Annotated in this window: 20 protein-coding genes and 2 riboswitches; of the genes, 12 read left to right on the plus strand and 8 right to left on the minus strand. The window is 71.7% G+C overall.

Translation table 11 applies throughout. The features are described from left to right. Positions 1–98 precede the first annotated feature (98 nt). Complete coding sequence (hemB, locus tag BM355_RS01915; RefSeq protein ID WP_091693450.1) at positions 99–1085, plus strand: porphobilinogen synthase; 987 nt, start codon at positions 99–101, stop codon at positions 1083–1085. Then, positions 1085–2419 carry a glutamate-1-semialdehyde 2,1-aminomutase gene (hemL, locus tag BM355_RS01920; RefSeq protein ID WP_091693454.1) on the plus strand — a complete coding sequence of 445 codons (1335 nt, stop codon included), beginning with the start codon at positions 1085–1087 and terminating at the stop codon, positions 2417–2419. The genes hemB and hemL overlap by 1 nt, the downstream gene beginning before the upstream one ends. A 94-nt stretch (positions 2420–2513) precedes the next feature. Here the strand turns inward: hemL and BM355_RS01925 are convergent, their stop codons facing one another. The 6 genes from BM355_RS01925 to BM355_RS01950 all read right to left on the minus strand — a co-directional run bounded on the left by BM355_RS01925 (position 2514) and on the right by BM355_RS01950 (position 7156). Beyond that, complete coding sequence (locus BM355_RS01925; protein WP_091693457.1) at positions 2514–2870, minus strand: type II toxin-antitoxin system PemK/MazF family toxin; 357 nt, start codon at positions 2868–2870, stop codon at positions 2514–2516. A 2-nt stretch (positions 2871–2872) separates the two neighbouring features. Beyond that, positions 2873–3094, minus strand: coding sequence for a hypothetical protein (locus BM355_RS01930; protein ID WP_091693459.1), 222 nt, complete (start codon positions 3092–3094; stop codon positions 2873–2875). 311 nt (positions 3095–3405) lie between these two features. Next, positions 3406–4290: a MetQ/NlpA family ABC transporter substrate-binding protein gene (locus BM355_RS01935; RefSeq protein WP_091693465.1), complete on the minus strand. Its 885-nt coding sequence runs from the start codon at positions 4288–4290 to the stop codon at positions 3406–3408. A 98-nt stretch (positions 4291–4388) separates the two neighbouring features. Further along, positions 4389–5069: a methionine ABC transporter permease gene (locus tag BM355_RS01940; protein ID WP_091693468.1), complete on the minus strand. Its 681-nt coding sequence runs from the start codon at positions 5067–5069 to the stop codon at positions 4389–4391. Further along, complete coding sequence (locus BM355_RS01945) at positions 5066–6130, minus strand: methionine ABC transporter ATP-binding protein (protein ID WP_091693939.1); 1065 nt, start codon at positions 6128–6130, stop codon at positions 5066–5068. The genes BM355_RS01940 and BM355_RS01945 overlap by 4 nt, the downstream gene beginning before the upstream one ends. A 65-nt stretch (positions 6131–6195) precedes the next feature. Further along, a riboswitch (SAM riboswitch) is annotated at positions 6196–6296 on the minus strand. Between the two features lie 104 nt (positions 6297–6400). Next, complete coding sequence (locus BM355_RS01950) at positions 6401–7156, minus strand: 3'-5' exonuclease (RefSeq protein ID WP_425435577.1); 756 nt, start codon at positions 7154–7156, stop codon at positions 6401–6403. A gap of 74 nt (positions 7157–7230) precedes the next feature. Here BM355_RS01950 and arfB point away from each other — a divergent pair, with 74 nt between their 5' ends. From arfB to BM355_RS01990, 8 genes are all read left to right on the plus strand, one after another. Further along, the gene (arfB, locus tag BM355_RS01955; protein ID WP_091693474.1) at positions 7231–7674 is read left to right on the plus strand and encodes an alternative ribosome rescue aminoacyl-tRNA hydrolase ArfB; all 444 of its coding nucleotides are present in this window, start codon (positions 7231–7233) and stop codon (positions 7672–7674) included. A 61-nt stretch (positions 7675–7735) separates the two neighbouring features. Next, positions 7736–7830: riboswitch (TPP riboswitch) on the plus strand. After that, a complete protein-coding gene (locus BM355_RS01960; RefSeq protein ID WP_091693478.1) occupies positions 7821–9434 on the plus strand; it encodes a bifunctional hydroxymethylpyrimidine kinase/phosphomethylpyrimidine kinase in 1614 nt (537 codons plus the stop codon). It overlaps the preceding riboswitch by 10 nt. Continuing rightward, the gene (locus BM355_RS01965) at positions 9431–10816 is read left to right on the plus strand and encodes an MFS transporter (RefSeq protein WP_091693481.1); all 1386 of its coding nucleotides are present in this window, start codon (positions 9431–9433) and stop codon (positions 10814–10816) included. Before BM355_RS01960 ends, BM355_RS01965 begins: the two co-directional genes overlap by 4 nt. Further along, entirely contained in the window at positions 10813–11592 is a 780-nt protein-coding gene (gene thiM, locus BM355_RS01970; RefSeq protein WP_091693484.1) for a hydroxyethylthiazole kinase, read from the plus strand. Before BM355_RS01965 ends, thiM begins: the two co-directional genes overlap by 4 nt. Positions 11593–11597: 5 nt before the next feature. Then, positions 11598–12284, plus strand: coding sequence for a thiamine phosphate synthase (locus BM355_RS01975; RefSeq protein ID WP_091693943.1), 687 nt, complete (start codon positions 11598–11600; stop codon positions 12282–12284). Next, positions 12281–12697 carry an MGMT family protein gene (locus BM355_RS01980; RefSeq protein WP_245760526.1) on the plus strand — a complete coding sequence of 139 codons (417 nt, stop codon included), beginning with the start codon at positions 12281–12283 and terminating at the stop codon, positions 12695–12697. The genes BM355_RS01975 and BM355_RS01980 overlap by 4 nt, the downstream gene beginning before the upstream one ends. Positions 12698–12747: 50 nt before the next feature. Further along, the gene (locus tag BM355_RS01985; RefSeq protein ID WP_091693492.1) at positions 12748–16125 is read left to right on the plus strand and encodes an ATP-dependent helicase; all 3378 of its coding nucleotides are present in this window, start codon (positions 12748–12750) and stop codon (positions 16123–16125) included. Next, positions 16125–19682 (plus strand): ATP-dependent helicase, encoded by a 3558-nt coding sequence (locus BM355_RS01990; RefSeq protein WP_091693495.1) that lies wholly within the window; start codon positions 16125–16127, stop codon positions 19680–19682. Before BM355_RS01985 ends, BM355_RS01990 begins: the two co-directional genes overlap by 1 nt. Positions 19683–19700: 18 nt before the next feature. On the opposite strand, the gene BM355_RS14510 is transcribed toward BM355_RS01990, so the two are convergent. Beyond that, positions 19701–21050, minus strand: a complete 1350-nt coding sequence (locus tag BM355_RS14510) for a macrolide 2'-phosphotransferase (RefSeq protein WP_245760527.1) — start codon at positions 21048–21050, stop codon at positions 19701–19703. A gap of 110 nt (positions 21051–21160) precedes the next feature. Here BM355_RS14510 and nudC point away from each other — a divergent pair, with 110 nt between their 5' ends. Beyond that, positions 21161–22168, plus strand: a complete 1008-nt coding sequence (gene nudC, locus BM355_RS02000; RefSeq protein ID WP_091693947.1) for an NAD(+) diphosphatase — start codon at positions 21161–21163, stop codon at positions 22166–22168. Further along, the gene (locus BM355_RS02005) at positions 22169–24343 is read left to right on the plus strand and encodes an ATP-dependent DNA helicase UvrD2 (protein WP_091693498.1); all 2175 of its coding nucleotides are present in this window, start codon (positions 22169–22171) and stop codon (positions 24341–24343) included. Between the two features lie 10 nt (positions 24344–24353). On the opposite strand, the gene BM355_RS02010 is transcribed toward BM355_RS02005, so the two are convergent. Further along, entirely contained in the window at positions 24354–25376 is a 1023-nt protein-coding gene (locus BM355_RS02010; RefSeq protein WP_143109383.1) for a TOMM precursor leader peptide-binding protein, read from the minus strand. Positions 25377–25442: the final 66 nt, after the last annotated feature.

Below are 25442 nucleotides of genomic sequence, written 5' to 3' on the forward strand. Positions count from 1 at the left end.
CCGGGGCGAGGCTCACTAGACTGGTGAGGTGCCGTCGTCGTGAAGTCCCCGGTGACGCGCGCCCACCCGCCCTCGACCCAAGGATGGATGCCAGCCTCATGGCCTTCCCCACTCATCGTCCCCGCCGACTGCGCCAGAACCCGGCCTTCCGCCGACTGGTGGCTGAGGTCCGGCTGCACCCGGCCGAGCTGATCCTGCCGGTGTTCATCAAGGAGGGGGCCGCCGAGCCGATCCAGATCACCTCCATGCCCGGGGTGGTCCAGCACACCGAGGACTCGCTCAAGGCCGCCGCCGCCGAGGCGGTGGAGCTGGGCCTGGGCGGGATCATGATCTTCGGCGTGCCCGAGCACCACGATGCCCTCGGCTCCGGCGCCGTGGACCCGGACGGCGTGCTGAACAGGGCCATCGCCTCCGTGAAGTCCGAGGTGGGCGAGGGCCTGGTGGTGATGTCGGACCTGTGCCTGGACGAGTTCACCGATCACGGCCACTGCGGGGTGCTCACCGAGTCCGGTGCCGTGGACAATGACGCCACCCTGGAGATCTACGCGCAGATGGGTGTGGCCCAGGCCGAGGCGGGCGCGGACATGGTGGGCCCCTCCGGGATGATGGACGGCCAGGTCGCGGTGATCCGCCAGGCCCTGGACGAGGCCGGACACCAGGACACCGCCATCCTGGCCTACGCCGCCAAGTACTCCTCCGCGTTCTACGGGCCCTTCCGCGAGGCCGTGGACTCCCAGCTCTCCGGGGACCGCAAGACCTACCAGATGGACCCGGCCAACCGCCGTGAGGCCATGCTCGAGGTCTCCCTGGACCTGGAGGAGGGCGCCGACCTGGTCATGGTCAAGCCGGCCATGAGCTACTTGGACATCCTGCGGGACGTTGCCGAGATCTCCGACGTCCCGGTCTCGGCGTACCAGATCTCCGGAGAGTACGCGATGATCGAGGCCGCCGCCGCCAACGGGTGGATCGACCGGGACAAGGCGATCGTGGAGTCCGTCCTATCCATCCGCCGTGCCGGAGCCGACTCCGTGCTGACATACTGGGCCGCCGAACTGGGCCGCTGGATCAAGGAAGGCCGCATCTGATGACCGAGAACCTGCAGAACACCACATTCCCGACGACGAACGCCGAGCAGTATGAGGCCGCGCGTTCCGTGATGCCTGGCGGGGTGAACTCCCCGGTGCGTGCGTTCGGATCCGTGGGCGGCACCCCGCGCACCATGGTCAAGGCCGCCGGCCCGTACCTGACCGATGTGGAGGGTACCGAGTACGTGGACCTGGTCTGCTCCTGGGGTCCGATGCTGCTGGGCCACAACCACCCCGCCGTGGTGGAGGCCGTGCACCGGGCCGTGGACGCCGGACTGTCCTTCGGCGCCTCCACGCCGGACGAGGCCCGCCTGGGCCGGCTGATCATGGACCGGGTCCCCGTGGAACATGTGCGCATGGTCTCCACCGGCACCGAGGCCACGATGACCGCCATCCGCCTGGCCCGCGGCGCCACCGGACGCAACCTCGTAGTGAAGTTCGCCGGCTGCTACCACGGCCACTCGGACGGACTGCTGGCCGCCGCCGGCTCCGGACTGGCCACCCAGTCCCTGCCCGGCTCGGCCGGAGTGACCGAGGCCCAGGCCGCCGAGACCCTGGTGCTGCCGTACAACGACCGTGCCGCCCTGGAGGCCGCGTTCGCCCAGCATGGCGAGCGGATCGCCGCGGTCATCACCGAGGCCGCCCCCTGCAACATGGGCGTGGTCACCCCGGAGGACGGCTTCAACCTATTCCTGCGGCAGATCACCCAGGACCACGGCGCGCTGCTGATCTGGGACGAGGTGCTCACCGGGTTCCGTGCTTCGGACACCGGATACTGGGGACTGTCCGGACGGCTGGAGGGCTGGACCCCGGACCTGTGGACCTTCGGCAAGGTGATCGGCGGCGGACTGCCCACGGCAGCGGTGGCCGGACGCGCCGAGCACATGGACCTGCTGGCACCGCTGGGCCCGGTCTACCAGGCCGGCACGCTCTCCGGGAACCCGGTGGCCATGGCCTCCGGTCTGGCCACGCTGGAGAACGCCACCGCCGAGGTGTACGAGACCATCGGACGCCGCTCCGAGCAGCTGGAGTCCATGCTGGTGGATGCGCTGAACGCTGAGGGCGTGGACCATTCCATCCAGCGCGCCGGGACCCTGTTCTCGGTGGCGTTCGGCACCTCGGAGAACGGCGTGCACAACTACGCCGACGCCCAGGGCCAGGAGGCGTTCCGCTACGGTCCGTTCTTCCACGCCATGCTCGAGCACGGGGTGTACCTGCCGCCGAGCGTGTTCGAGGCCTGGTTCGTCTCTGCCGCCCATGACGACGCCGCCATGGAACGCATCGGAGCCGCCCTGCCGCACGCCGCGAAGGCAGCCGCCGCCGCCCAGGCCTGAGCCCGTCTGAACCGTTCGTCTCACCCTCTGCGACTCGTCAGGCCGGCAACCGCTCTGACGAGTCGCAGAGGGTGAGACGTTTGGGCGACTCTGGTCAGTCCACCGCCCGCGGGGCGCGGTCCATCAGATAGTGGTGGATCCACTCCCGGGTCTGGCCCAGACATGACGGGGTGACAGTACCGGCCAGGCGGTCCAGGCGATCCCTGGAGACCACGCGGATCTGTTCGGACATGGCGAAGCTCTGACCGGACAGGTCGACCTGCCCCTGGATGGGAACGTGGTTCGGCCATCCGCGGTCGGTGGTCGTCAGTGGGACCACCAGGGCGAGTGTGGTCATCAGCCCCAGGTAGTCCGAACCAGCCACGATCATCACCGGACGTCGACCTGCCTGCTCTCGACCCACCGAAGGGTCGGGCCGCGCCCACCAGACCTGCCCGGGAGACAGATCCACCGTCACGTCCACGCCCCGGATTGCCACTGACCGGCTTCGTCCCGGTACTGACGATCCGGCGGGGTGAGCTCCATGGCGCGCCGAAGCTCCTCGAACCGCAGTCGGCGCTCCTCGTCCGCAGCGAGCTGCTCCAGGTGGGCACCCAGGGTTCGACCGGCAGCTGCGGCCTGTCCCTTGAGGATGTTTCGCAGCTCAGCGGAGACCTTGATCGTGGTGAGGGTCATACCAGAAGTATGACCGTTCGAGCGAGGGGCGTTCAAGGTCTGGGCCTCGCTGCGCGGATGCGCACGGCACAGCCACGGGCGCGAACCCGCCCTGCCCCAGCCGGAATGCGTCACGCCTGCGACTTTGCGTACCGACCGCCGGTACGACAAGTCGCAGGCGTGACGCAGAACGCCGGGGCAGCGTCCAGACGGCCACGGCACCCCCACAACGAGGCCGGCCCAGCACCTGCCCAGCGTGGTGCTGGGAGGAGCTGGGCCGTCGTCGGGAAACCGGCGGAGCCGGGGCCGGAACTGCGGGCGTGCCTGCCGGATCAGAAGGCGGGGGTCACGTCACCGTTGGGCCAGGTCTCCTCGATGTAGTCCTTGACCTCGGGGGAGTGGAGCAGCTCGTCGAGCTTCTCGATCGCCGGGGTCTTCTCGCCCGCGCGCCAGGCCAGGAAGTTGGCGTAGGGGTTGTTCTCCACCGACTCCACGATCACGGCGTCATCGGTGCTCATGCCGGCCTGCAGGATGAAGTTGCCGTTGATGATGGCCAGGTCGATCTGCGGGTCCTGGACGATCTGGACCAGGATCTCGGGCTGGTTCTCCTCGAACTTCAGGCCCTTGGGGTTCTGCTCGTCGGTCAGGGACAGGGCGGCGGAGTCCTCCTCGATCCCGGAGAGCAGCCCGGCGGTCTCGAGCATCTTCAGGGCGCGGGGCTGGTTGCCCGGGTCGTTGGTGATGGCGATGGTGGCGCCGTCCGGGATGGACTCGGCGGAGTCGTGCTTCTCCGAGAACCCGGCGTAGGGCTCGATGTGCACCCCGGCGCCGTGCTCGAACTCGTAGCCCTTCTCCTTGACCTGGGCGTTGAAGAACGGCTCGTGCATGTAGTAGTTCGCGTCCGTGGAGCCCTCATCCAGGGAGATGTTGGGCAGCTGGTAGTCGTCGAACTCCTCGATCTCCAGGTCGATCCCGGCGTCCTCGGCCAGGTTCTCGTCCACGAACTCCAGAACCCGGGCGTGCGGGACAGGGTTGGCGCCGACCTTGACCACGGTGGGGTTGGCCGGGTCCAGGGTGACGTCAGCGGACGGAGCGGTGTCCCCGCCACCGGCGCCGCAGGCGGCCAGTGCGCCGGCCAGGGTCAGTCCGCCCAGGCCCAGCATCAGGCGGCGGTTCAGGGGAGTGCGGGGGGTATTCAGATTCGACTGGTTCGACATTGTCTTGGCCTTTCGTGCCGAGGGTGCGGAGGGGTACAGGACGTTCAGGGTGTGCAGGAGGTCGGGACGTGCGGGCGGGGCGGCCGGGGCCGTGCCCGTCAGCGGTGGTCCACGCGGCGGATGATCAGGTCGCCGATCCACTGGATCAGCTGGACCAGCAGGACGATGATCACGATGATCACCAGCATCACGCCGGGGTCCCAGCGCTGGTAGCCGTAGTTGTAGGCCAGTCGGCCCAGGCCGCCGCCGCCGATCAGACCGGCCATGGCCGAGTAGCCCACCAGGGTGACCAGCGTGGTGGTCACCGAGGCGACCAGGCCCGGCATGGCCTCCGGGAGCATGACCTTGCGGATGATCTGACCGCGCGTGGAACCCATCACCCGGGCGGCGTCCACCGTCCCTGAGGGCACCTCCCGCAGCGAGGTCTCCACCAGACGCGCGAAGAACGGCACCGTGGCGATCGTCAGAGACACGCAGGCGGCGATCGGCCCGATGGCCGTGCCCACCAGCCACTGCGTGAACGGGATCAGCGCGAGCATCAGGATGGCGTACGGGATGGACCGGGTGATGTTCACCACCACCGCGGAGAGCAGCGCGTTCAGCCAGCGCACCGGACGCAGACCCGCGGGCGAGGTCACGTGCAGGATCACGCCCAGGGCGCCGCCGATCAGCACGGTCAGCACCCCGGAGATCGCCACCATCTGCAGGGTCTCCACCAGTGCCTCGGGCAGCGCGTTGGTGATGACGGGGTTCTCGATCAGCTCGGTCAGCCAGTTCACTGGGCACCTCCAAGGGTCTGGGCGGTGTCCTGGGCGGCCTCCAGCTGGGTGCGCGTGCGCACCTGGACCTGGAAGCCCCACTCCTTCAGGAAGTCCACGACGACGGCCGCATCAGCAGGTGCCTCGGCACCGGTTGGGCTGGGGCCCGGGTCAGGCAGGGAGAGCAGATAGTGGGAGAAACGCTCCCCGGCCAGGTCCTCAATGGACCCGGCGACCACTCGGACGGGCTGGTCGAAGCGGTTCTCGATCAGGCTGGCCACCGGGATGCCGGCGCTCTCACCGCGGCCGAGCACCTCCACCAGGGTGCCCTCGGTGTCCAGGGCGGACTCGGGCAGGGGCAGCAGCGCCGCGGAGAGCCGGTGGTCCAGGCGGGAGGCCACATCGGCCAGGGGGCCGCCCTCCACGATCCGCCCGGCCTCGAGCAGGGAGACGGAGTCGCACAGGCGCTTGACCACGTGCATCTCATGGGTGATGACCAGCACGGTCAGTCCCAGGCGGGAGGAGAGGTCTCGGATCAGCTCCAGGATCCCGTCCGTGGTGGCCGGGTCCAGGGCGGAGGTGGGCTCATCGCACAGCAGGATGTCCGGCTCGGTGGCCAGGGCCCGGGCGATGCCCACGCGCTGACGCTGACCGCCGGAGAGCTGGGCGGGGTAGGAGTTCTCGAACCCCTCCAGGCCCACCAGGCTCAGCAGCTCCTGGGCGCGGGCCCGGCGTGCGGTCTTGTCCTTGCCGGTGACCTCCAGCGGGTAGGCCACGTTGTCCAGGGCGGTGCGGGAGGAGAGCAGGTTGGCGTGCTGGAAGACCATCCCGATCCGGCGGCGGGCGTTGAGCAGGTCCCGGTCGCTGCCGGAGGCCAGGTCGGCGCCGTTGATGGACACGCTGCCCTCGGTGGGGCGGTCCAGCAGGGTCAGGCAGCGCACCAGGGTGGACTTGCCGGCGCCGGAGTGCCCGATGATCCCGTGCACGTCACCGGCGGGGACCTCCAGGTCCACACCGTCCAGGGCGGTGATGGTGCGCGAGCCCTGGGGATAGAGCTTGCGCAGCCCCTGGATGGAGATCATCGGCGCCGCCGTCGCGGCAGCGCCGGGCGGGGTGTTTCGGGCAACGTCAGACACAGTGGAAACTCCTTCCATCGTTCCTGGCGGTAGCACCTGCGCCGGTCCCTGTGGGGGTGCGTGGTTGCTGCGGCGTCCTCGATCCAGGTCTCTCAGCCGCTCTTGATGGCATGCGGTGCGCTGGGCAGAGGACCGTTGGGTCCTACGCCGGCAACGTGCCGCGTCGAGTCAGTCTAGCGGCCGAGGGGCCCGCTCATGCGCACAGTGTCATGGACGTCACAGAGCGCGCTGGACCGGCCATTCGCCGTTGACCACGGCTGCGGGGTCCTTGCGGCGCAGGTACTCCTGGAAGCTAGCCGACTGCTCGGCCTTCCACCGGATCTGCTCCTGGTGCAGCTGCTCCAGGGCCACCTGGACCTGCGGGTAGCGCCGGGCCAGGGCATCAGCCACCCCGACGGCGGCCAGCGAGTCAGCCGCGGAGGTGTGGGCATCCAGCAGGGGCACCCCGTAATGGGCGCTGACGTCCGTCAGGGTCCGCTTGCCCTTGCGGAAACGGTCCACCTGCTTGTCGATCACATACGGATCCACCACCGGGACAGGGGAGAGCGGGGGCAAGCCATGACGGACCAGCTCCCGGTCCATCACCGTGAAGTCGTAGACGGCGTTGAACGCAATCACCGGGATGCCGGTGGTGAACATGTCCCGCAGGGTCTCACCGATCTCGGCCACCGCCACCGGGGCGGGCATGCCCTCGGCCTGGGCCTTCTCCGTGGTGACCCCGTGCACGGCAGCGGCCTCGGCGGGGATCGGCACTCCCGGGTCCACCAGCCACTCATAGGAGGCGGCCGGCTGACCCGTGGGGTCCACGAGCACCAGGGAGGCGGTCACGATCCGCGCGGTGTGCGGGTCCCGCCCCGTGGTCTCCAGATCGAAACCGGCACGCAATCGCTCATGCCAGGGGCCGTCGTCGTGCCCGGGGGGAACGGTGGCGGGCGCGGCGTGCTCAGGGGCGGCAGGCTGTTCGAAGCTCACCTGGCCCACGCTACCGGCAGGGACGGACATCGTGACGTCACCCACAGGGGGATGTGCACGCCTACCCTGGACGGATGCGCCCGTTGAGCATCGAGCCCGGCCCCGGGATCCCCGGGGGAGCTGTGGTGCCCGCGGCCGAGCTCACGGAGCAGTTCGCCCGCTCGTCCGGACCCGGCGGGCAGGGCGTGAACACCACGGACAGCAAGGTCCAGCTCTTCCTGGACCTGGCCACCACCACGGCATTCACCGAGGCCCAGCGCCAGCGGGTGCTGCGGAACCTGGAGCATCGGCTGGCCGGCACGGTCCTGATGGTGGAGGCCTCCAGGCAACGCGCCCAGGTGCGCAACCGGGCCGCCGCCCGCCAACGGATGGCCGAGCTGCTGCGTGAGGCCCTGGCACCGCCACCCCCGGCACGGCGGGCCACCCGTCCCACCCGGGGATCGGTGCGGCGCCGACTGGCGGCCAAGCAGCGCCGCTCCGAGATCAAGGACGCCCGGCGCAAGCCCCGCGACGACTGACCCTGTGACGTCACGGAGCCCACCCGGATTCGTGGTCCAGCTCACTCTGTGTCTAGGGTGGGCCTCGGACACGGGGTGCGCCGGTCCGGCGCTGAGAACAGACCCGTGGAACCTGATCTAGTTCGTACTAGCGAAGGGATGTCCTCGTGGCTTCTTCGTACCCTGCCCACCTCTCCTCACGCACCGCGGCTGTTCCCCGGGTGCTCTCGATCGCCGGGACCGACCCCTCCGGAGGCGCCGGCACCGCCGCCGACCTGAAGTCCATCACCGCCGCCGGGGGCTACGGGATGAGCGTGGTCACCGCCCTGGTGGCCCAGAACACCCACGGTGTGCGCGCCATCCACACCCCTCCCACCGACTTCCTCACCGCCCAACTCAGAGCCGTCAGCGACGACGTCACCCTGGACGCGGTCAAGACCGGGATGCTGGGCACCGCCGAGACCATCGCCGCGGTCTCCGCCTGGCTGGACGAGCACCAGCCGCAGGTGCTGGTGGTGGACCCCGTCATGGTGGCCACCAGCGGGGACCGACTCCTGGAGCCGGACGCCGAAGAGGCCATGGTCCAGTTCTGCCACCGCGCCACCGTGGTCACCCCCAACATCCACGAACTCGCCGTGCTGACCGGTGAAGACTGTGCGCAGGATGAGCAGCAGGCCCTCGCCCAGGCTCGCCGCTGGTCCGCGCAGACCGGTGTGGCCGTCGTCGTGAAGACCGGGCATCTGACCTCACGCCGGGTGACCAACACCTGGATGGCGCCCAACGGGACGCAGACCCCCGTGGAGTCCACCCGACTGGACACCACCAGCACCCACGGCACCGGCTGCTCACTGGCTGCCGCCCTGGCCACCCGGCTGGGCCGCGGGGACACCCCGGAGGCGGCGCTGACCTGGGCCACCGGCTGGCTGCACGAGTCGATCGCGCACGGGGCCGCACTGCAGGTGGGATCCGGGCACGGCCCCGTGGACCACTCCCACCGCGCTCGCCGGCTCCAGGCTGCCGGGCTGGCCACACCGTGGCTGGCACCGGACACCGTGCCCGCCGCGCTGGAGTCCCCGGAACAGCTCGCCGCCGTGACGGTGGGGGTGAACCCGAGCGAGCCGATTCACGCCGCGGTGCCCCCGGCAGGACCCTGGACCGCATCACTCTGGGCCGCCGGGCAATACATCACCGCCCAGATCGCCGACTGCGACTTCGTCACCGCCCTGGTGGATGGCACGCTCGCGGACCGCTCCTTCCGGTTCTACCTCGCCCAGGACGCGCTGTACCTGGGGCAGTACGCCCGGGCCCTGGCCGCGCTGGCCGCCCGATCCGAGGGGTTGGAGGCGCAGGTGTTCTGGGCCGAGAGCGCCGCCGGGTGCCTGAAGGACGAGGCCGAGCTGCACCGGACCTGGCTCGGGGAGGGGCTGGAGACGGTCAGCGGTCCGGTGACCCGGGCCTACACCGACTTCCTGGTGGCCACCGCGCTGGGGCAGGACCGCGTGGTGGGCGCCGCCGCCGTGCTGCCCTGCTTCTGGCTGTACGCCCAGACCGGGGCCACCCTGCCGGAGGTCGCCCAGGAGCACCCCTACGCCGCCTGGCTGGGCACCTACGGGGACCCCGCGTTCGTCACCGCCACGCAGGGCGCGCTGGCCCACGTGGAGCGCGAGTTCGAGCAGGCCTCGCCCACCGCTCGCGCCGAGGCGGCCCGGGCCTACCTGACCGCCTGCCGGCACGAGCTGGAGTTCTTCGACCAGGGCCTGCGGATCGAGCCCGGGCAGTGAGCACCCTGCAGACACAGGGCCCGACGACGGCCACGCACCTTCCGCGGGAAGGTCGCGCCGCGCTGCGGGCAGGGGTGGTGGGCAACTGGATCGACAACATCCACGTCTTCCTGCCGCTGACCGCTCTCGCCCCGGCGATGGTGGTGCTGGCCGGGCCGGCCGCCGCGGCGGGGACCGGGGCGCTGATCGTGATCGCCATGCTGCTGGGTCGGCCGGTGGGCGGGATCGTGTTCGGGCGCCTGGCCGACCGGCTGGGGCGGACCCGGACCACCCGGATCGCGATCGGCGGGACGGCCGCCTGTGCGCTGGCGATCGCGGCCATGCCCACCCATGAGCTGCTGGGCCCGGGCACGGTGGCGCTGATCCTGGCGTTGAGGTTCGTGGGCGGGATCTTCGTGGCAGGGGAGTACTCGGCGGCCATCCCCCTGGCCATGGAGTGGTCTGCACCACGCTGGCGCGGGCTGATGAGCGGACTGATCCTCTCCATGGCGCCCTGGGCGCAGGCGACCATCGCGTTCAGCGTGGCCGGGCTGCTCGTGCTGCTGGGGCCGGACGCCTACGCCGCGTGGGGCTGGAGACTGCTGTTCGTGCTCGGCGCCCTGCTCTCCGTGGGGATGCTGCTGTACTACCGGCGCCAGGTGGCCGACGCCCCCGTGTTCCACCGCCGGGCCAGCCAGGTCCCGGTCCGCCCGCGCGCCGGACTGAAGGACGTGCTGGCCGGACGGTGGGCGCGTGCGTTCTGGCAGGTGTTCCTGCTGATGACCGGGCTGTGGCTGCTGACCAACAGCACCGTGCTGCTGCTCACCGCCCGCCTGGCCACCGACGCCGGGCTGCCCGCCACCGGGGTGTCCGTGGTGATGGGCGTGGCCTCGGTGTTCCAGGCGATCGCCATGGCCGCCGCCGGGCACCTCTCCAGCTGGACCGGGCGGCGTCGGCTGTTCCTGATCTGGGGCGTGGTGGCCGCGACCCTCGCCCCGTTCGTGTGGTGGCTGGCCGTGACCTCCGGATCCCTGGTCCAGGCCGCCGCCCTGGCGGCACTGCTGCAGGTGCTGACGGTGGCCGCGTACGGACCGGTGGCGGCCTACCTCTCCGAGCGGTTCCCCACGGAGGTCCGCTCCACCGGCTACGGGATGGGCTACAGCCTCTCCCTGGTGCTGCCCGCGCTCTACCCCTTCTACCTGCCGGTGGTGGAGCCGCTGCTGGGGCGTCACGGCTCGGTCATGGCCATGGTGGTGTTGGGCGGTGCGCTGCTGGTGCTGGGCGCGGCTCTGGGGCCCCGGCTGGCACCGCGGGAGTTCGACGCGGACATCGACACCGTGGCTGAAGGACTCACCGGGGACGTCGCCGTCAGAGGTGCCGATGCGGAAGGATCGAGGGCATGACCAACACCGCCGACCCGGACCTGCAGCGCGTGCAGCACACCATCCACGCTGTGCGCGAACAGGCGCCCCTGGTGCACTGCATCACCGCCACCGTCTCCATGGGGGTCGTGGCGGACGGACTGCTGGCCGCCGGCGCCCGCCCGATGATGACCGAGACCGTGATCGAGGCCCCCACGCTCACCACCGTGGCAGACGCCCTGCTGATCAACCTCGGCACCCTGAGCACCGACGCCGTCGAGGGGATCCCCGCCACCGTGGAGGTCGCCGTGCGGCAGGACCGCCCGTGGGTGCTGGATCCCACGGCCATCGGCTTGGCACCGGTGCGCACGCCCCTGGCGAGGGAGCTGCTCAACTCTGGGCCCGTCGTCGTGCGTGGCAACGCCTCCGAGGTGCTGGCCCTGGCAGACCAGGGCACCGGGGGCCGCGGTGCGGACTCCAGCGCCACCACGGACGCCGCCCACCAGGCCGCCCTGACGGTGGCCGGGCAGACCGGGGGAGCGGTGGCGGTCTCCGGCGCGGTGGACCTGATCCTGGACGGGCACCGCGAACTCCGGCTGGAGCGCGGCACCCCCCTGCTCACCCGCGTCACCGGGACCGGCTGCCTGCTCGGCGCTCTGACCGCTGCCTGCGCCGCCGTGGAGCCGGACCCGGTCCAGGCCGCGCTCGCCGCCACCACCTGGATGGACCTGGCCGGGGAGACCGCCGCCGCACGGGCCGCCGGTCCGGGCAGCTTCCGCATGCACCTGCTGGACGCCCTGGACGAGATCGGACGATGAACCCCATGAACCCCATGAACCCCATGAACACCCCCGACCCCTTGGACCTGCGCTGCTACCTGGTCACCTCCGGCACCGGCCAGCACACTGTGGACGTGGCCGCCGAGGCCGCCGCCGCAGGGACCGGAGTGGTCCAGGTCCGCGCCAAGGACGCCACCGCCCGGGAGCTGCTCAACCTGACCGTGGCGGTCGCGGACGCCGTCCAGCAGGCCAACCCCACCACGCGCGTGCTGGTGGACGACCGCACGGACGTGGCCGCCGCCGCCCGCCTGGCCGGAGCCGCCGTCCACGGGGTGCACCTGGGACAGACCGACCTCCCGGTCACCGCCGCACGGCAGATCCTGGGGGCCGGCGCGGTGATCGGGCTGACCACCGGCACCCCGGAGCTGGTCCGGGCTGCGAACGAGCTCGCCGAGGTGATCGACTACATCGGTGCCGGCCCGTTCCGCCCCACCCCCACCAAGGACTCCGGCCGCGACCCACTCGGTGTGGACGGCTACCCCCAGCTCGTGGCCCTGACCGGCCTGCCCGTGGTGGCGATCGGCGGCATCACCCCGGCAGACGTCCCCGCGCTCGCCGCCACCGGGATCGCCGGCGTGGCGATCGTCCGCTCGATCATGGACGCCGAACGCCCCGGCGCCGTGGTGCAGGACGTGCTCGCCGCCTTCCAGGCCCACCGCCCATGGACGTGACCGGCGCACCGGACTCCCTCTGGCCCACCGACTGGCCGGACGGGCCGCTCGAACTGGATGAGGCCCTGGCGCTCGCGGCCACCCTCATCCCACCGGGCCAGGCGACCAGCTACGGCGGTCTGGCCGCCGCGCTGGGTGCCGGCGGCCCCCGTCAGGCGGGGCGCGCCATGTCCCGCGCGCCGGAGGGGACCCCGTGGTGGCGGGTGGTGCGAGCGGATGGCTCGCTGCCGCCGTCGTTGGCCTCCCGTGCCGCCGCGCACTGGCGCGCTGAAGGCACGCCCCAGCGCGCACACTCCTCCGCAGGCCTTCCCGACGACGGCCGGCACCTTCGCCTGGACCTCGCCTCCGCGCGGTGGTCACCCGGCGCGGAGGACGAGCGGCTGCTGCGGGCGCTGCGGGAGCGGATCGGCTGATCTCCGGGGCGGATCCTTATCCTGTCCGGCCCGGCTGATTGAATGACCGTATGGCCCAGCAGACCCCCCAGCAGCCCACCGAGCAGCCCACCCTCCGCCTGACCGTCCCCCGTCAGACCGAGGCCGCCGAGCTGACCCTGGACGCCGAGCAGCAGGCCGTGGTGGACCTGGCACAGTCGCCCGGACACGGCTCCGTGCTGGTGCTGGGCGGGCCCGGCACCGGGCGCAGCACCGTGGCCGTGGAGTACGCCGCGGCACGGATCGAGGCCGGACTGGTCCCGGACCGGCTGCTCATGCTGGCCCCCACCCGCCAGGCCGCCGCCCGGCTGCGGGATGCCCTCTCCGTGCGGCTGGACCGGGGCGGTGCGGGGACCCGATCGTCCACACCGGTGCGGACCTGGGCGGCCTATGCCTTCGACCTGATCCGGCGAGCCCGGGTGGAGGGCTTCCTGCCGCAGGTGGAACGCACACCGCGGCTGCTCTCCGGCGCCGAGCAGGACACCGTGATCGCCGAACTGCTGGAGACCTACGCCGCAGGGGAGCGGCCCGGACCGGACTGGCCTGAGGAACTGGACGAGGCCGTGCAGACCCGCGGCTTCCGCCAGGAGGTCCGCGAGCTGATCGACCGCACCAGTGAGTACGGGATCGAGCCCGGGGACCTGCAGGAGCTGGCGGCCCGGCACGGCCGTGCGGAGTGGGATGCCGCAGCGGAGCTGCTGCAGGACTACCGGGACCGGCTGGATCTGGGCATGGCCGAGGCCTTCGACCCCGCCGGGCTGATCACCACCGCGCGCCAGCTGCTGCAGGACCAGCCCGAGCTGGCCGAGCAGGAACGCGAACGGCTCTCGGTGCTGGTGATCGACGACCTGCAGGAGGCCACCCCCGCCATCCACGCCCTGCTGGGCGTGCTGGGCCACGGGCAGGACGTGGTGGCCACCGCCAACCCGGACACCGTGGTCCAGGGCTTCCGCGGCGCCCGTCCGGACCTGCTGCGGCAGTACCCGGACGCCCTGGTCCTGGCCCAGACCCTTCCGGGGTTCGAGGCGCTGGCCGGATCCGGAGGCGGGCAGACCATCACCCTGACCACTGGGCACCGGATGGCCCCGGACCTGGTGCAGGCCTACCAGCGGGTGACCCGGCGGATCCCGGCGGACCGGCGCACGGCAGAGCTGCGCGCCGGACTGATTCCCGTGGAGCCGGGAGAGGACTCGGTCCCGATCACCGGTGCCGCCGTGCACCTGGTCGCCTCACCCGCACACGAGGACCAGCTGGTGCTGCAGCAGATCCTCGAGCTGCACCACCGGCACCAGGTCCCGCTGCACCGGATCGCGGTGATGGCCCGCTCCGGACCCCTGGTGGCCGATCTCGGCCGGTACCTCGAGGCCGAGGGCATCCCCGTGGACCGCACCATCAGCGACTCCGTGCTCAAGACCGAACCCGCCGTGGCACCCCTGCTCGGGATGCTGCGCATGGTCACCGAGGCGCCCGCCGAGGATGAGCCCACCCTGGACATCGACGCCGTGCTGGACCTGATCAGCGGCCGCTACGGACGCTCCACCGCCCTGCACGTGCGCCAGCTGCGCCAACGGCTGCTCGCCGAGGAACGCGCCGCCGGCGGGCGCCGCTCCAGCAACGAGCTGCTGCTGTCCGCCCTGGAGGATCCCGCTCTGCTGGAGGGCATCCGCGTGGTGGGTGACGGAGTGGCCCGGATCGGGCGGATGCTGCGCGCCGGCCGCACCGCTGCGGCAGACCCGGCAGCCACCGCTGAGACCGTGCTCTGGGCCCTCTGGGACGCCACGGACACTCCTGCGCGTTGGCAGGATCTGGCTGTCACCGGGACCGGGCACGCCGCCCGCCGGGCCGATATGGACCTGGACGCCGTCGTCGGGCTCTTCCAGGCCGCCGAACGCTACGTGGACCAGTTCCCAGGATCCGGCCCCGCCGCCTTCGCCGACTTCATGGAGGCGCAGAACCTGCCCATGGACTCCCTGGCGGCCCAGTCCCGTCACGGCGAGTCCGTGTCCGTGCTGACCCCCGCCTCGGCCGCCGGCCGGGAATGGGACGTGGTGATCGTGGCCGGCCTGCAGGACGGGATCTGGCCCAACACCCGCCTGCGCGGACAGCTGCTCGGTGCCACCGACCTCGCCGAGATCGCCTCCGGCCGTGCCACCACCTCCAACCACCGCACCCGTGTGGCCGAGGTCCGGCAGGACGAGCTGCGCAGTTTCGCCACCGCACTCTCCCGTGCCCGGGTCCGGGTGGTCGGGATCGGTGTGGCCTCGGCCGATCTGCTGCCCAGTGACTTCCTGGACCTGCTCGCGCCCTGGCACCCCACCCCCGAGCAGGCGGAGCAGGGGATCCTCTCCCGTCCCGTCACCGCCGTGCCCACCCCGCTCACCGCCAGCGCCCTGGTGGCCCGGCTGCGCCGCGAACTCGAGGAGACCGCCCACCGGCTGCACCGTGATCCTGCTCAGGAGCTCACGGAGGCGGACCAGCAGCACGTGGCGCTGGTGGCCGCCGCCCTGGCCCGGCTCGCCGCGTCCGGCCTGCCTGGAGCCGCCCCGGACCACTGGTGGGGTCTGCTGCCGCTGAGCACCGAGGCACCCCTCACCGAGCCCGGCGGACGGATCGCCGTCTCACCCTCCCGCGTGCAGGCCGCTCTGGACAACCCGCTGAACTGGTTCATGGACCAGATCGGCTCCCAGCCCGTGGCCACCGCCGCCCAGTCGATCGGCACCCTGGTCCACGCCGTGGCCGAGGCCCATCCCAGCGGACCCTTGGAGGCCCTGCAGGCGGAGCTCGAACGCCGTCTGCCCGAGCTGGACCTGGAACCGGGCTGGGAGACCGACCAGGCCCTGGATCGTGTGCGTGACATGGTGGCCAAGCTCGGCATGTACCTGCTCACCCTGCCCGGTACGGGCAGACGCATCGCCGGTGTGGAGGTCCCCTTCGCCGCCGAGATGGACCGTGAGGACCTGCACGTCACGGTGCGCGGGATCATCGACCGCCTGGAGATCGATGCGGAGGGCCGCCCGTTCGTGGTGGACCTCAAGACCGGCAAGTCCACCCCCACCGTCGCCGAGATGGAACGCCAGGCCCAGCTGGGCGCCTACCAGGCCTCCATCGCCGCCGGCGGTCTGGACGAGGCACTGGAGAAGATCGCGGACGCCGGAACGCTGCGCGCCCACGAGCCCGGAGGGGCAGCCCTGGTCCAACTGGGGGCCACCACGGCCAAGGTCAAGGTCCAGGAGCAGGACGTCGTCGGACCGCAGGACACATGGGCCCAGGACCTGGTCTTCACCGCCGCCGAACGCATGGTCGGGCCCCGGTTCCTGGCCATCCACCCGCCCGGCCGGGTCTTCTGCCGTGTCCCGCAGGTGTGCCCACTGTGCAGCCAGGGACGCCAGACCACCGAATGGAGCCGCTGATGAGCACCTGGACGCACGCCCCCCGCTACACGCCCGAGCAGCTCGCCCAGGTCTTGGGCGGCAACCCACCCACCCCCGAGCAGTCCGAGGTGATCAGCTCGGCCCTGGAGCCCATGCTCGTGATCGCCGGTGCCGGCTCGGGCAAGACCGCCACCATGGCCGACCGCGTGGTCTGGCTCGTGGCCAACGGCTACGTCCAGCCGGATGAGGTCCTGGGTGTGACCTTCACCCGCAAGGCCGCCGGTGAGCTCGCCGAACGGATCAACGGCAAGCTCGAGAAGCTCGCCGAGGCCGGACTGGAGATCCCGCGGGACGCAGCCGAACCCACGCCGGAGCAGGACGCCGACCCGGACGATCTGCTCCTGGAGGACGGGCCCGGCCGAGCCAGCGTCTCGACCTACCATTCCTATGCCAACACCCTGGTCCGGGACCACGGCATGCGCATCGGGATCGAACCGGACGCCGAGCTGATCGGTGAGGCCCAGGCCTACCAGCTCGCCGCGCGCCTGGCCCGCTCCTACGAGGGCGATCTGTCCTTCCTCACCAGCTCCTTCTCCACCCTCGTCTCCGGGATCATGCGCCTGGCGGGGGACTGTGCCGAGCACCTCGTCGCCCCCGAGCAGGTCCGCGAGCACCTGGACCGGATCGTGGAGCACGGACTGTCCCTGCCGTACACGGAGAAGAAGGTCGAGGGCACCAGCAAGGAGGTCGACGCCCTGATCTCCTCGCTGCGTGCCCGGGCCGCCATGGCCGATCTCGTCGCCGCGTTCCAGCAGGCCAAGGCCGAAGCCGGCGTCATGGACTACGGCGATCTCGTCCGCCACGCCGCGGACATCGCCCAGCGGATCCCCGCCGTCGGAGCCGCTGAACGGTCCCGGTTCAAGGTGGTGCTGCTGGATGAATTCCAGGACACCTCCCACGCCCAGATGGTGCTCTTCCGCGGTCTCTACGGCAACGGCCACCCGGTGACCGCCGTGGGCGACCCCAACCAGTCCATCTACGGCTTCCGTGGGGCCTCCGCTGGCCAGCTGTTCTCCATGCCCACCCAGTTCCCCCGCCTCACCTCAGACGGCGAACGTGCGCCCGCCGCCGTCCGGCACCTCACCGTGGCCTGGCGCAACTCCCTGAACGTGCTCCAGGCCGCCAACACCGTGGCCGCTCCGCTGCGCCAGACAGGTCAGGAGGGGATCGAGCTCAAGCCGCTCGGTCCCTCGCCCTTCGCCGTGGACGGAGAGGTCAGGCTCGACTGGTACCCGGACTCGGTCACCGAGGCCCGGGCCGTCGTCGCATCCCTCCAGGCCGCCGGTCGGGCTCATCTGGCCGAGCAGGGCACGCCCGCCACCCGGGCCATCCTGTGCCGCCAGGGCAGCCAGTTCCCCGCGCTCATGGACGCCCTGGACGACGCCGGCGTGCCCTACGAGGTGCTGGGCCTGTCCGGACTGCTGGCCGTGCCCGAGGTGGCCGACCTCGTCTCGGTCCTGCAGGTGATCGCCGACCCCACTCGCTCGGACCACCTGCTGCGCATCCTCACCGGCCCCCGGTGGCGGATCGGACCGGCCGACCTGACCGTGCTGGCTGAACGCGCCCGGGAGATGACCCGCCGGCAGACCCGGAACGGCCCGAACAGCACCGCCGCAGACACTGCTGTTGATCTGCAGGACACCTCGCCGGAGGAGGAGGCCGAGTCCGCCTCCCTCATCGAGGCCCTGGACTTCCTGCCCGGCCCCGAGTGGACCGGCCGGTCCGGCCGCACCCTCAGCGCCGAGGGCCACTCGCGTCTGACGCATCTGCGCCGCGAGCTGCGCATGCTCTCCACCCAGACCAGCCTGGACCTGGTGACCCTGATCCGGCTGGTCGAGCGCACCATCGGCCTGGACGTGGAGGTCGCCGCGCGCCCCGGAGCCGCAGCCCGCCGCCACCTGGATGCGTTCCTGGACGCCGCCGACGACTTCAGCCCCGCCCAGGAGGCCGCCGCCGGGCACGGCACCGACCTGGCCGCCTTCCTGTCCTGGCTCGAGTCCGCCGAGGAGCACGAGAAGGGACTGAGCCTGGTCGGATCCGGCGTCGTGCCGCGGACCGACGCCGTCCAGCTGCTTACCGCCCACGCCTCCAAAGGGCTGGAGTGGGACCTGGTGGCCGTGCCCGGACTGGTGGTCGGACAGTTCCCCAGCTCCACCGTGGACCTCTGGACCGGCCCCTCCTCCGGACACCTGCCCTGGGACCTGCGCGGTGACCGGGAGAGCCTGCCCCAGTGGGACCGTGACTGGTCCACGCGCCGCGACTGGGCCGACGCCGCCAAGTCCTGGACCCTCAAGCACCAGAAGGAGGGGTACCCGGACGCCTACCGGGACCTGGTGGCCGCCCACCAACTCTCCGAGGAGCGGCGACTGGCCTATGTGGCGTTCACCCGGGCCCGGACCCTGCTGCTGCTCAGCGGCAGCCACTGGCGCGGAGAGAACTCCAAGCCCACCCAGCGCTCGGCGTTCCTGGACGAGCTGCACGAGCTCGCCCAGACCACCGGCGCTGCCACCCTGGGTGTCTGGACCGAGCCCGAGGACGCGGGGGAGACCAACCCGTTCGCGAAGCGCAGCACCGCCGCCATCTGGCCCTTCGATCCCCTCAACGGTCCCGAGGTCGTGGTCCTGGACCCCGAGCACCCTGAGGACCTCACCCTCGCCACGCCGGTTCCTCCTCGGTCCCGCCCCCGCCGCGCGGCGGTGGAGACCGCGGCCGCCTGGGTCTCCACCGCTGATCCGCTGGACGCGGCCAGTTCCCTGGCCGCCCCCTCCGCAGACCGTCCCGACGACGGCCGGTCACCTCAGGAGGCCGAGCTCGCCCGTCAGGTGGGCTGGGTGCTGGATCGCAGCACCGGCGTGGGACAGGAGGACACCGGAGCGGTGGAGCTGCCCAGCCACCTCAGCGCCTCGGCCTATGTGGACCTGGCCGGCGACCCCGCGGCTCTGGCCCGCCAGCTGCGCCGTCCCATGCCCCGTCCGCCCGCGCAGGCGGCGCGCCGAGGCACCGCGTTCCACGCGTGGGTGGAGGACCGGTTCGGCGCCACCGCCATGCTGGACTTCGAGGACCCGCAGGACGCCGCCGACCACTGGGTGGACGACTCCCTGGACCTGGCTCCCATGAAGGACTGGTTCCTGGGCAGCCGCTGGGCCGATCGCGTCCCGGCCGCCGTCGAGGCCGCGGTGGAGACGACCGTCGGGGGGATCACCCTGCGCGGACGGATCGACGCCGTCTACCGTACCGGGGGAGACCCGAAGGTGCCCTTCGACCCGGAGGCGCAGTGGGAACTGGTCGACTGGAAGACCGGTGCTGTTCCCTCTGGCCAGACCCTGGAGATCCGTGGACTGCAGCTGGCCGTCTACCGCCTGGCCTGGTCCAGACTCCACGGGATCCCGCTGGAGAACATCAGCGCGAGCTTCGTCTACGTGGCCCACGGGACCGAGAAGACCGTCCATCACCTGGCCGGAGAAGAGGCGCTGGAACAGATCCTGCGCCAGGCCACCGGTCAGGAGACGGAGGGATCACCGGCACGGCTGCACTGAGCCAGTGGGCTCGACCTCTCAGTAGTCCGTCCGCCGCTGACGGAGTCGGGCCAGGGCCGCCTGTGAGGCCGAGCGCTCCGCCTCTTCGCGCTCCGCCGTCTGGGCGGCTGACTCTGCGGGCTCGTCGGTCGATGCGCGGGGGGCCTCACCAGCGGCGTGGGACCCGGTTCGAGCATCGGCATCGGTGATCACCGCGCCGTCCTCGAGATCGTCATCCTCGTCGGCATCCTCGAGATCCTCGGGTTCAGACTCGACGTCCGCGGACACGTCCTCACCCGCGTGCGCCAGCGGGGCATCGGCGGGCAGCGGCACCGGTTCGCTCAGGCTGATCTCCTGACCGCCGTGCTGCTCCACGTCCAGCTGGAGCTCACGCAGCATCTCCTGGGCCTCGCTGGCCATGCCCTCGTCGCCGGCGTTGATGCCGCGCACCAGCCACTGGGCCAGCGCGAACTCCGCGGCCAGCGCGGCACGGCGCAGCAGATGCTCATCGGGCCCGGACCGGGGGATCACCGGTGCAGGCGAGCCGAACGGATCAGCCGGGATGTCGTCGTCGGGAAGGCCTGCACCTGACCTGCCGGGAATCTCCGGGGCGGTGCCCGTGCCGCCCTCACCCGTGAGGTGCCCGGTGTACTCGGCGAGCACGGACTCGGCGAAGTCCTGGTCACCGGCCGAGGCCAGCCAGGCGAAGTCGTCCGCGGGGTCGCCCACGTGCAGATCCGTCCAGCCGGTCACTGCCACCAGCCGGCCACGGTGCACCAGCAGGTTGTCCTCATGCAGATCACCGTGGACCACCACCGGGGTGAAGTCCCACAGCTCCTTCTCCTCCAGCGCGTTCTCCCAGCGGCGCAGCAGCACCGGAGGGATCCGGCCCGTGGTGGCGGCCTGGTCCAGCTCGTTGAGCCGGCGCTGGCGGAACTGCTCGGCGGTGTAGGAGGGCAGATCGGCGTTCTCCACCACTGCGGCGGGCAGCGCATGGATCGCGGCGATCACCCGTCCGATGTCCGCCACGATGTGCTCGCCCAGCCCGGTCAGCTCCTCCAGGTCCAGCTCACGGCCGGGGAGATCGTGATAGACGAAGGTGCGCAGCCCCTCCAACCGGACGGCACCGGCCACCGAAGGGACCCGGAACGGCAGCCCGGCGCGGACCCGAGGCGTGAACCCGGAGAGCACCTGCAGCTCCGTCTCCAGGCGCATGGCCGCCTCCTGGTTGCGCGGTGAGCGCACCCGCCAGTGGCTTCCCTCCTGGTCCAACACGACGGCGGCGTCAAAGTCCCGCGGATCATCCGGGGACCCTGCCACACCGGTGGGGGACAGGCCCGGGATGGCGGCACTGGCGAGGGCGGCGAGCTCCATGGGCGTACGATTCACACCCACCACGGTACTGGCACCGCGCGTGCCGGTGCTGTCCTGGCACGCCGTGGGCGGACAGCTGTGGAGACCGCCACTGCGTGTCCGGGGTCGGCGGTACGGTGGAGAACATGAGCTCCGCACACCTCCTGCCGCCCCTGGGACGGCTTCCCCTCGCCCGCGAAGACGTGGACCGAGGATGTGAGGTCCGCGCGCAGGACGGGTGGCTGCAGACCGTCTGGGCACAGCCCCAGACCCGCGTGCTGTGGCTGCTCGGCGGCCGGGCCCCGGTGATCGGCGGACAGATCGTGCTCGTCCGTCCGCAGGGGCAGCTGCCGGAGGGAGCGGTCTACCTGGGCCGCTCGGAGCATCACGCCGGAGCCAACGGGACGGATGAGCAGCCCCACGCCGAACTGGTGCTGGTCCCCGTGGCCGACCAGCCGGACCTGACCGCCGAGGGAGCCCACCCGGAGGCGGGAGGCCAGCCGGTGGAGGACCCCGGTCAGATCTCCTGGGTCGGACTGCGGGACGTCTCGGCCGCCCTGACCGACCGCGACGCCGGGATCTTCGTCGAGGCCGTGGCGATCGCCAACTGGCACGCCACCCACACGCACTGCCCGCGCTGCGGCACCCCCACCGAGCCGGTCAGCTCTGGCTGGGTCCGGCGCTGCCCGGCGGACGGCTCCGAGCACTTCCCGCGCACCGATCCGGCCGTGATCGTCACCGTGACGGACCGGGACGGACGGGTGCTGCTGGGCAACAACGCCGCCTGGGCACCCGGACGCTTCTCCACCCTGGCCGGATTCGTGGAGCCGGGGGAGTCCCCGGAGACCGCCGTGGTCCGGGAGATCCACGAGGAGTCCGCCCTCGTGGTCCACTCACCTCAGTACCTGGGATCCCAGCCCTGGCCGTTCCCGCAGTCGTTGATGCTGGGTTACACCGCCGTCACCGACCACCCGGAGGACGCCCGCGCCGACCAGGATGAGATGCGCGAGGTCCGCTGGTTCACCCGGGAGCAGCTGCGCCGCACGGTCGAGTCCGGCGAGGTCACCGTCCCCGGTGCCGCCTCCATCTCCCGCGCGCTGATCGAGCACTGGTACGGTGGACCGCTGCCCGAACCCCGCACCCTGGAGAACTGAGTGAACCCGGCCTCCCCCCAGCACGACCCCCAGGACATCCTGGCCGGACTCGACGCCGAACAGCGCCAGGCCGCCAGCACCCTCCAGGGACCCCTGTGCATCCTGGCCGGCGCCGGCACCGGCAAGACCCGGGCCATCACCCACCGGATCGCCTACGGGGTGCAGACCGGCGTCTACGACCCCCACCGCACCCTGGCCGTCACCTTCACCGCCCGCGCGGCCTCGGAGATGCGCGCCCGGCTGAGGGACCTCGGCGCCCACGGCGTACAGGCCCGCACCTTCCACTCTGCGGCGCTGCGCCAGCTGCAGTACTTCTGGCCCCAGGCTGTGGGCGGGGCACTGCCGGAGGTGGTGGACCACAAGGCCCAGGTGCTGGCCGAGGCCGCCCGGCGCCTGCGCATGACCACCGACCGCGCCTCCCTGCGGGACCTGGCCGGCGAGATCGAGTGGGCCAAGGTCTCCCTGCACACCCCGGACGGCTACACCCGGGCCGCCGCCGGACGGGAGATGCCCGCCGGGTGGGACACCACCATGGTGGCCCGGCTCTACCAGGCGTACGAAGACGTCAAGACCAGTCGCAACCTGATCGACTTCGAGGACGTGCTGCTGCTGACGGTGGGGATCCTGGAGACCGAGGAGCGCATCGCCGCCCAGGTCCGGGACCAGTACCGCACCTTCGTGGTGGACGAGTACCAGGACGTCTCCCCGCTGCAGCACCGCCTGCTGGACCTGTGGCTGGGCGGACGCAAGGAGCTGTGCGTGGTGGGGGACGCCTCCCAGACCATCTACTCCTTCACCGGCGCCACCTCGAAGTTCCTGCTGGACTTCCGCTCCCAGTACCCGGACGCCACCGTGGTCAAGCTCGTTCGGGACTACCGCTCCACCCCCGAGGTGGTGGACCTGGCCAACCGGCTGCTGGCCGAGCGCACCGCCCAGACCGTCCCCGTGCCCGGCCCGGACGGACGCCGCGACCCCATGCCCCGTTGGTCCGAACCCCTGGAACTGGTCTCTCAGCGCGACCACGGTCCCGCTCCCGTCTTCGCCGAGTGCACCGATGACGAAGCCGAGGCCGGGTGGGTCGCCCAGCAGGCCAAGGCGTTGATCGAGGAGGGTGTGGCACCGGCGGAGATCGCCGTGCTCTTCCGCACCAACGGCCAGTCCCAGGCGTTCGAGCAGGCTTTCACCGCGGCCGGGATCGGCTACCAGCTGCGCGGCGGCGAACGGTTCTTCTCCCGCCGTGAGGTGCGCGAGGGCATCCTGCAGCTGCGTGCCGCCGCGCGGGCCGCCCAGGACGTGACCGGGGAGCAGGTGCCCGAACGGGTCAAGGACGTGCTGGCCTCCCTGGGCTACTCGGACACCGCCCCGGAGGTCTCCGGTGCGGTCCGGGAGAAGTGGGAGTCCCTGCAGGCGCTGGTGGCCCTGTCCGAGGAGCTGGCCGCCACCCGGGGTGAGGGGTTCACCCTGACCGACCTGGTGGCCGAGCTGGACGAGCGTGCCGCCAACCAGCACGCCCCCACCGTCCAGGGTGTCACCCTGGCCTCCCTGCACGCCGCCAAGGGGTTGGAGTGGGACGCGGTGTTCCTGGTGGGACTGTCCGAGGGGCTGATGCCGATCAGCTTCGCCGACACCCAGGAGGACATCGACGAGGAACGCCGACTGCTCTACGTGGGCATCACCCGCGCCCGCACCCGGCTGCACCTGACCTGGACCCTGGCCCGCGGCACGGGCGGCCGCTCCACGCGCAAGCCCTCCCGGTTCCTGGCCGGCCTGGACCCGCAGGCCTCCCAGCGCCACGGCGCCCAGCGCTCGGTCCAGGGCAGCAGACGCTCTCCCGACGGCGGCCGCACCGGCAGGCGGCGACCTCACCCGATGACGTGTCGCACCTGCGGCAAGACCCTGGAGACAGGCGCCGAACGCAAGATCGGCCGCTGCGCCGACTGCCCGGCCACCTATGACGAAGCCTTGTTCGAAGCGTTGAAGACCTGGCGTCTCACCACCGCGCAGGCGGCCTCCGTCCCGGCGTTCGTGGTCTTCACCGACGCCACCCTGGTGGCCATCGCCGAGTCCCGCCCGTCCACGCCAGCGGAACTGCTCAAGGTGCCCGGCGTCGGACGGTCCAAGCTGGAGAAATACGGGACGGATGTCCTGGAGCTGCTGGAGGGCCGGCACCTCTGACCCGGGTCCGTCAGGAGAAGGCGGCGGCGAGCAGGCAGCCGCAGTCCGGGTTCGGTTCCACGGTGCTCGTCCGGGCCTGACCGGTCGCGCTCAATCGCAGGACGTGTCCGCTGGCCCCTGCCTGCTGTCCAGCATCGACCCTGGCCAGCACCTGTCCGGCGGCCATCTCCCCGGCCGCATGGGACAACGCCGTCTCCTCCCAGCCGGCACGGGCGCTGGCCAGTGCCGCAGTGCGGTCGGACTGAGCGGGGTCTGTGCGGGTGGACCACAGATCCCAGCACTCGGGGCAGCCGGGCCGGGCAGGGTCTGCCCAGGGGCCGATCACCACGTCGTCGTCCCGCACCACCACCGGCAGCAGCGGATGGTCGGCGGCTCGGGCGGCCGCCACCAGGGACCGGTCCAGGGCGCCGAGGCTGACCGCCACCGTGAGGTCCCCCTGCAGTTCGGCGGGCCCCACGCCCACAGCCGGCCAGACCAGCAGCGATCGGTCCTCCGGATCCAGCCGCCGGGACAGGGCCACCGCACGGACTCGTCCGAGATCGGCAGAACGGTACCCGGTTCCCAGGTTCGCCACCGTGACACTGAGCGGGTCGACGAGCAGGAGCTGGCCGATCCCGGCAGCAGCAAGCACCTGGGCCACCACAGCACCGGTACGGCCGAGCCCGATGACCTGCACCGTGGAGCCAGATCGCCGCTCAAGCATCCGGTCGGCACTGCCGTCGCGCGCCCACGCTGCGGCCTCATCGGCGGACAGCAGGTCTCGCAGGTGCCCGAGCTGGGGTCTCGGCTGCTCGGCGGAGGGGACCAGCACCTCGGACAGCCGGGAGAGCAACGGTGCCACCGCCGGCTCCTTCACACCGCAGCGGCGCAGCAGCTCGAGCTCCGTCCCGTCCGGCACGCCGTGGGCCAGACGCTCCAGGACCTCCAGGACCGCAGGGGTGCAGTCGGTGAGCTGAACGGTCCGTGCGCCGCTGCCGATCAGGACGGTGCCCCCGCCGATAGGCACCACATGCAGTCCGGGATTCAGTCTCATGTCCGCTCCTCCTGGTCGACGTTCACTGCCGCACACCGGCAGGGGCTGCAGCCGGTGTGCCTCAGC

Source organism: Micrococcus terreus (assembly GCF_900116905.1).
Taxonomy (GTDB): domain Bacteria; phylum Actinomycetota; class Actinomycetes; order Actinomycetales; family Micrococcaceae; genus Citricoccus; species Citricoccus terreus.